The sequence below is a fragment of the Streptomyces sp. NPDC058459 genome (assembly GCF_042721685.1).
In the GTDB taxonomy this organism is placed as follows: domain Bacteria; phylum Actinomycetota; class Actinomycetes; order Streptomycetales; family Streptomycetaceae; genus Streptomyces.
In genome coordinates this window covers 1-6,365 of sequence record NZ_JBHXLV010000281.1, presented here as the reverse complement: position 1 = coordinate 6,365, position 6,365 = coordinate 1, and the positions used below count along the sequence as shown (strand labels likewise).

The window sequence follows — 6,365 nt, the reverse complement described above, 5'->3', positions numbered from 1 at the left end:
CTCTTGGGGAGCAGGAAACCCCTCCTGGACTCGCTACCACGGCAACACCCGCCCTGGCACGCCCGCCGGCGCCGCCGCCCTGGCGGACGAGAACATCGCCGAGCTCATCGGACAGCAACAGCAGATCGAAGCCGTCGAATGGGCGCAGCGAGTCCGTTTCGAAGGCCGCGTCATGCGGCCCACCAGCAGCGACTCAGTGGCCGCCATGCTGGCCCTCCACTCCGCCAAGGACCTTCCCGCACCCCAGCAGGTCCGCGAGCTCGCAGACGCCCTCCAAGAGGCTGGGGAGATCCCGCCGGACCATCTGGACAGCGAGGACCTCCTCACCGCCGTCCAGTGCCTCGGCCCCCGCCAGAACATCGACGTCCGCGAGCGCATTCTCAACGGCAAGAAACTCACCAAACTCCTCAGGGAAAACCTCGCCATCTATCTCTGGGAAGTCACCCATCCGGAGTGGATGAAGGTGTTCTGGGAGACCCGCAAACTCGCCAGGACCACCGCCATCGGTGAACTTCGCCTGTCACACCTCAAGCTCGAGCAACGCAAGATCCGCGGACGCGTGCTCAACGTCTTCGATTAGGACGCTGACGGCCGGAATCTCTGCGAACCAACACGGCCTTCCCCTACCTTTGGCGCGATGAGTCAGCTGCTACAGCGAGCAGGGCCGCTCCCCGAGCGGCGCGGCGGTAGGTCACCCAGAGGCCGCCTCCGGCGCGACCTTGAACCTGAACACAAGGACTTGACAGGGAACTGTGCTCGTGTGTCCATGAGACGCGGATCTCCGGCGGGCCCGCGGTGCTGTGGGTGGGCTTCCCCCTGGACTCCCTGGTCTGGACCGGGTCCGGCGGCGAGCCAAAGTGGTTCGCGACCTACCCAACCCTGCGCTGCGGCTTCTGCCCCGACCGCGGCACTCACCTGGTGTCCGTGGCCGACAACTCCAACATGGTCATGGTGACCGGCTCCAGCCGCACCGACCAGAGCGGCATCGAACCCTTCGGCCACTCCTACCGCGAGGACGCCGTGCCGTGGATGAACATCACCCTCGCACCCGGTCCGATCGTCCTGATGTCCGACCCGCGCGTGGCGGCCGTCCCCGTCGCCGAATGCGGCGAGCCGCTCGTCGACGTGCGGGGCACCCTGCAGGTCGACGACTTCCGAGCTGACACCACCGGCTCGTACGCCCATCTGCGCCGCGGCGTCCTGGAGCGGCTCGTCCACGCCCAGTCGATCCTGCCTGACGGGCTGCGCCTGCTCTACATCGAGGGTTACCGGCCGCCCGACCTGCAACGGCGCTACTTCGAGGAGTACGTGGCCGAGCTCCGCGCCGCGAACCCGACCTGGAGCGACGACCGGGTCCACCAGGCCGCCAGCCGGTACGTGTCCCCGCCCGAGATCGCCCCGCACAGCGCCGGCGCAGCCGTCGACCTCACCCTCATGGACGCCGACGGCACCGAACTCGACATGGGCACACGCGTGAACGCCACCCCCGAAGAGAGCGACGACGCCTGCTACACGGACGCCGCCTCGATCAGCCCCCTCGCCCGTGTGAACCGGGCCGTGCTCGCCGCTGCCCTGTCCGTCGCCGGGCTGGTCAACTACCGCACGGAGTGGTGGCACTGGAGCTTCGGCGACCGGTACTGGGCGCTGATGACCGGCCAGCCGGCGGCCACATGCGGACCCCGCGCCCTTCACTGACCGGGCCGCCCTCACCGGCAGACAAGGACAAGCTCACGCTCTCCACCCGCGGCACGAGCGGGTCGGGCGGGCGGGTCACCGCCATCCGGAGATCGCGCCGGACATCCTGTCCCTGCAGGAAGTCGTCGTCGACGAGAACACGACCGGCCGTCACTCCTGGGCGGGCGAAGCCGCCTCGGCCGCGCGCGTCCTCGACCGGGCACCGTTCGCCGACGGCCGGCCCCCGGCGTCCGGCCGCCCGCACAGGGCTGGTACGTGGCCTACGGCTCGAACACGCACCTCGCCCGGCTCCGGTACTACATCGGCGGGGGCCGGCCGCCCGGCGGATCGCAGGTGTAGCCCGGTTGCCGGGACCGCCAGCCGCCGCTGGCGTCCGTGGCGGTCGAGCTGCCGAGGGTGCTCTACTTCGCCACCGAGTCGCCCGTCTGGACCGGCGGGAAGGAGTTCCACGACCCCTGCGGCTCCGGGCGCGTGCTGGCCCGCGCGCATCTGGTGACCGCCGAGCAGTTCTCGGACATCGCCGCTCAGGAAATGTACCGGGAGCCCGGCGGCGAACTCGATCTGGGCAAGGCGTTGACGCAGGGTAGGAACTCGTTCGGCGACTGCCGGTACGAGACGCTGGTCTGCCCCGGAGCCATCAACGGCGTTCCGGCCCTCACGTTCACCGCGCCCTGGGGAGTCCAGGATGTGCCCTGGAACAGCCCGTCCGCCGCGTACCTGGGCCATCTGGCCAACGGGTCGCTCCCTCCAAGACCGACCAGGAGCGAGTCGTACTCGTCAGCCCAGAACTGGCCGACGTCCTGGCCACCATCATCCGACGCGTCCGCGGCCCGCGGACCGGGGCCATCCCGCTCCTGTCCGCCTACGACTATGAGGAACGCGTCTGGAACCCACCGTCCCCGCTGCTGTTCCAGTGGGACCGCGGCGGCGAGAGATCCCGCATGTCGGGCGAGTTCATCCGCAGCGCGCTGGGAGAGGTCCTCGCCTTCATCGGCCTCACCGACTCAACCGGCCAGCCTCTGGTCTTCGCGCCACACGACTTCCGCCGCCTGTTCATCACCGATGCCATCCGCTCCGGCCTCCCGCCTCACATCGCGCAGGTCATCGCCGGCCACGCCAACATCAACACCACAATGGGCTACAACGCGATCTACCCAGAAAAAACCATCGAAGCCCATCGCGCCTTCATCACCCGCCGCCGCGCCCTGCGGCCGGCAGAGGAATATCGCACCCCCACCGACGCCGAGTCGGAGGACTTCCTCGGCCACTTCGAACGCCGCAAGCTCTCCATCGGCACCTGCGCCCGCGCCTACGGCACCGCGTGTATCCACGAACACGCTTGCGTTCGTTGCTCGCTTCTCCGGCCGGACCCGGCCCAGCGCGGCCGGTTGGAGGAGATCCGCGACAACCTCGTCGTTCGCATCGCCGAGGGCTGGCTCGGGGAGGTCGAAGGGCTCCGGATCAGCCTGGCTGGAGCCGAGGACAAGCTTGCTCAGATGGACCGACGAGCTTCCGGCGGTACGGCGATCGACCTCGGCATGCCGCGCATTGCCGCAGCTCAACCCGCCCAGGCGGAAGGAATGGCTTCGCTGCCACAATCACTGGATGACTAGCAATGACATCAGGTTCGACTGCCGACACCGCGACCACGGTGGCCCGCTCGTGATCGTCCCCCTCATCGACAACGCACCACTCACCGAGTTGATAGACGGGTTCGAGATCGCCGCCGGGATGCAGCCGGCAGGTGACACCTATGGCGGTCTGATCCCGGAGTTCTTCCGGTTCGGCCCGATGCAGGATCACTTCCTCGGGCGGTCCACCAACGCGATGGGGCCGAAGACGCCCGTTCTCGGTTGCGAATGCGGCGAGTGGGGATGCTGGCCGCTCATGGCCCGCATCACCGCGACGGCCGACTTCGTGACCTGGGACGCCTTTGAGCAACCGCACCGCAAGAGCCGCGACTATGTGGCTTTCGGTCCGTTCCAGTTCGACCGTCACCAATACGATGACGCTTTGCAAGCCCTGAGCCCGGTGATGGGCTCCGACGTCGACGACACGTGCGCATGAGCGCCACCAGGCGCGGCCTGCTGAGCTAAGGGATGGGGAAGTGGTTGATGGAAAGGTTCGAGACAGAGAGTCTGGCACTCATGCCTGGCCAGACGGTGCAGGCCAGGATCCTCAGCCATCACCCATGGGGTGTGCTCGTTGAGATCGTTGGTTACGAGAACGCTGGTCTGTCGGCCTCTATCGACATGATCCAGCGGTTCTCCCAGACGACGAGCAGCCATGACGAACTACTCGCGCTCTTTCCACCCATCGGTTCGCAGATCAATGCAGTGATCGAGCAAATCCACCGCTGGCATCCGCCGGTATCAGTGCGGCTCACCATCCGACCTGCCGACCTGGAGTCGCTGGTCCGCAGCTGCGACTTCTGTGGTGAAGCGATCACGTTGGGCCTAGGTGGAGACGCCCTCGTCCTGGACTCGCGCAGCAGCGACGGTCCAGGAAGCCACACCATCATCTCCCACCGGCACTGCCTGGCCGAGCGTATCCGCCCGGAGAACAGCGGAGAGCGGGCGCGAGCACTGAAGATCGGGAAGATGTGCTGAAGTCGTGAGACCCGCGCCTACGGCATGGATGAACTCGACCGCTCACTCGGAGGGAACAGAGCGGTAGTTCAGAGAAGTGACCAGGCCGAATGAGATGGCGCCGATCCAGACCGTGGTGCCGGGGAATGCCGTCTGGGGAATGGGCTACCTCCGCTGCTACCCCGAGCCTCTCCAGCGTACGGCGGACATCCTCGATCGAGCGGCCATCGTCGCCCTACCCCGCTGCGCCGGCGTTCGCGACGATGGACCCGTACGACGCTCCGCCTGCGGGGAATGCCGTCTCCCGGAGGACCACGCGTGCCTCAAAGGCGTGTGCGGGGGCGGGCAGGTGCGGGTCAATCTGCACGTCCAGAAGCGGCACGGCCATGATGCCGCATTTGCCGCCGGGTACACGGCCACCTATGGCTTGAAAGGCAGCACGGCGGCCACACGCAGACCTATGGGCTGTAAGACGGCACGGGTGACGGGGTGGTCTCAGATGGGTCAGGACCACACGGTCTACAACGGGCCCGGCTAAAACGGCTCGGGCACGCGCCGACGCACTGCCGGGTCCGGGTCGACCGACACCGATGTGCGCGTCCGTCGGGTGCGGGCCACGCTGGCTCCATGGCGACAGCACGCGTCGTAGTCCATCCACCCGATGAGGCAGGAGGCCGCCGGGTGACCGTGGGTGATGTGTTCGTGGGCCGGGCCTGGAACGCCCACGACCTGACGGTGTTCCTCCAGCACGCCGGACTGGAGGGGTGGGACGAGCTGGACGTGCTTGCGTGGGACGGAATCGAGTGGCGCGGCGCCGGAGCCGACACCTGGGCATAACCGTCCCCGAGCCCGGCACCGTGCGCTGTCGGAGCCCATCACTAGGCTCCAGGTCATGACCACCCCCACCCCCGAGACCAGTCCGCCGTTCGACCCGCTCGCGTTCCCCACTAGGCTCCGCGACGCCCAGCGCAAGGCCGCCGACCTGTACGCCGAGCTGCACGACTACCAGCGGACCCTCCCCTGGTCCCGAGAACCCCATCCCGGCTGGGACGCCGTGGAGGAGCGGGGTAAGGAGCGGTCCCGACGGCCCGCCACGGACGGCTGGACGCCCGAGCAGATCGCCACGTACGACATACTGCGCAGCGATCTGCGGGACGCCGCTGCGCCCGTGAACACCCACGGCTGGTGGAGCGAGTGCAAGGACGCCGGGGCCGACCTGGTCGCTACGCGCCAGGCTCTCAAGCGCACGCCGGCCGCCCACTGCCGCCGCCGGACATGCGACCGTACGGTTCGTGCTCAGCCCACGCGCCGGGCGCCTGGTCTCTCTGCGGGTTCCTCACGACCGGGCCGGGCGTGCCGTTCGTCCGCTGGCGGGCAGCGATCGGCGGCCTAGTCAACGAGCCGTGCGCCAACACCCACCGACTGGGGGCGTTCGTGGTCACCGGCCAGGACGCAGACGAGGTCGAAGAGCGGGCCGATGCACTCCTACGCCGGGTCTGCGTCCACGTCGAACCGGTCTCGGAGAACACCGGTCAGGCCAGGCCGGCAAGCACCTCGGCCATCGCGCCATAGGTTTCGCCGACCGAGTCCTTGCCCAGCCGGTGGCGCTCAGACGGATCGCTCCCAGGTGCCGGGTCTCGTAGACCCGCGCCCGCCACTGCGCCGCGGGCGAGCGGTCCAGAACGCCGTAGGATTCCCAGCGCAGCGGCGACATCGGATCGCCCCGCTCGTCAGGTTCCACCAGTGCCGGCAGCGCGGGCAGCAGACCCGGATCAAGATCCACGGCTCTCTTCCGGCCGCCACCGGGCCGACGGAGCCGGTCCAGAGCTTCCTCGCCGGCCTCCAACTCGTCCGCGCCCTTGCGGACCGTCGTCTCACTGACCTGCGCCGCCCGCGCAACCGCCCGGATACCACCGTGCCCCAGGATCCGGGCCTCGGCCCCCATCATCAGCCGCCGCTGCCGCTCATCGAGATGTGGGAACAACACCCCGAACTTCCCAGCGAGTTGGCTACGGACCTTATCGGAGACGCTCGTATCACAACAACGAGCCGCATCACGGGAAGCAACACCTTGATTCTCTG

8 protein-coding genes and 1 pseudogene are annotated in these 6,365 nt (G+C 68.3%); 8 read left to right on the top strand and 1 reads right to left on the bottom strand.

Going from position 1 to position 6,365, the window contains the following annotated elements; translation table 11 throughout:
• The 8 genes from ACFWN1_RS30605 to ACFWN1_RS30570 all read left to right on the top strand — a co-directional run.
• A partial coding sequence (locus ACFWN1_RS30605) for a hypothetical protein (protein ID WP_384369121.1) occupies window positions 1–580 on the top strand: 580 nt, incomplete at its 5' end.
• 449 nt (window positions 581–1,029) lie between these two features.
• Window positions 1,030–1,695, top strand: a complete 666-nt coding sequence (locus ACFWN1_RS30600; protein WP_384369127.1) for a M15 family metallopeptidase — start codon at window positions 1,030–1,032, stop codon at window positions 1,693–1,695.
• Window positions 1,696–2,297: 602 nt separating this feature from the next.
• Window positions 2,298–3,308 (top strand): tyrosine-type recombinase/integrase, encoded by a 1,011-nt coding sequence (locus ACFWN1_RS30595; protein ID WP_384369124.1) that lies wholly within the window; start codon window positions 2,298–2,300, stop codon window positions 3,306–3,308.
• Window positions 3,301–3,762, top strand: coding sequence for a hypothetical protein (locus tag ACFWN1_RS30590; RefSeq protein ID WP_384369118.1), 462 nt, complete (start codon window positions 3,301–3,303; stop codon window positions 3,760–3,762). The genes ACFWN1_RS30595 and ACFWN1_RS30590 overlap by 8 nt, the downstream gene beginning before the upstream one ends.
• Window positions 3,763–3,842: 80 nt before the next feature.
• Window positions 3,843–4,304, top strand: a complete 462-nt coding sequence (locus tag ACFWN1_RS30585) for a hypothetical protein (RefSeq protein WP_384369115.1) — start codon at window positions 3,843–3,845, stop codon at window positions 4,302–4,304.
• A gap of 660 nt (window positions 4,305–4,964) precedes the next feature.
• The gene (locus ACFWN1_RS30580) at window positions 4,965–5,120 is read left to right on the top strand and encodes a hypothetical protein (protein ID WP_384369112.1); all 156 of its coding nucleotides are present in this window, start codon (window positions 4,965–4,967) and stop codon (window positions 5,118–5,120) included.
• Between the two features lie 55 nt (window positions 5,121–5,175).
• Entirely contained in the window at window positions 5,176–5,676 is a 501-nt protein-coding gene (locus ACFWN1_RS30575) for a hypothetical protein (RefSeq protein WP_384369130.1), read from the top strand.
• The gene (locus ACFWN1_RS30570; protein ID WP_384369109.1) at window positions 5,559–5,855 is read left to right on the top strand and encodes a hypothetical protein; all 297 of its coding nucleotides are present in this window, start codon (window positions 5,559–5,561) and stop codon (window positions 5,853–5,855) included. The genes ACFWN1_RS30575 and ACFWN1_RS30570 overlap by 118 nt, the downstream gene beginning before the upstream one ends.
• 124 nt (window positions 5,856–5,979) lie before the next feature.
• Here the strand turns inward: ACFWN1_RS30570 and ACFWN1_RS30565 are convergent.
• Window positions 5,980–6,228 (bottom strand): annotated as a pseudogene (locus tag ACFWN1_RS30565) (ISAzo13 family transposase); the annotation flags it as partial.
• Between the last annotated feature and the right edge of the window lie 137 nt (window positions 6,229–6,365).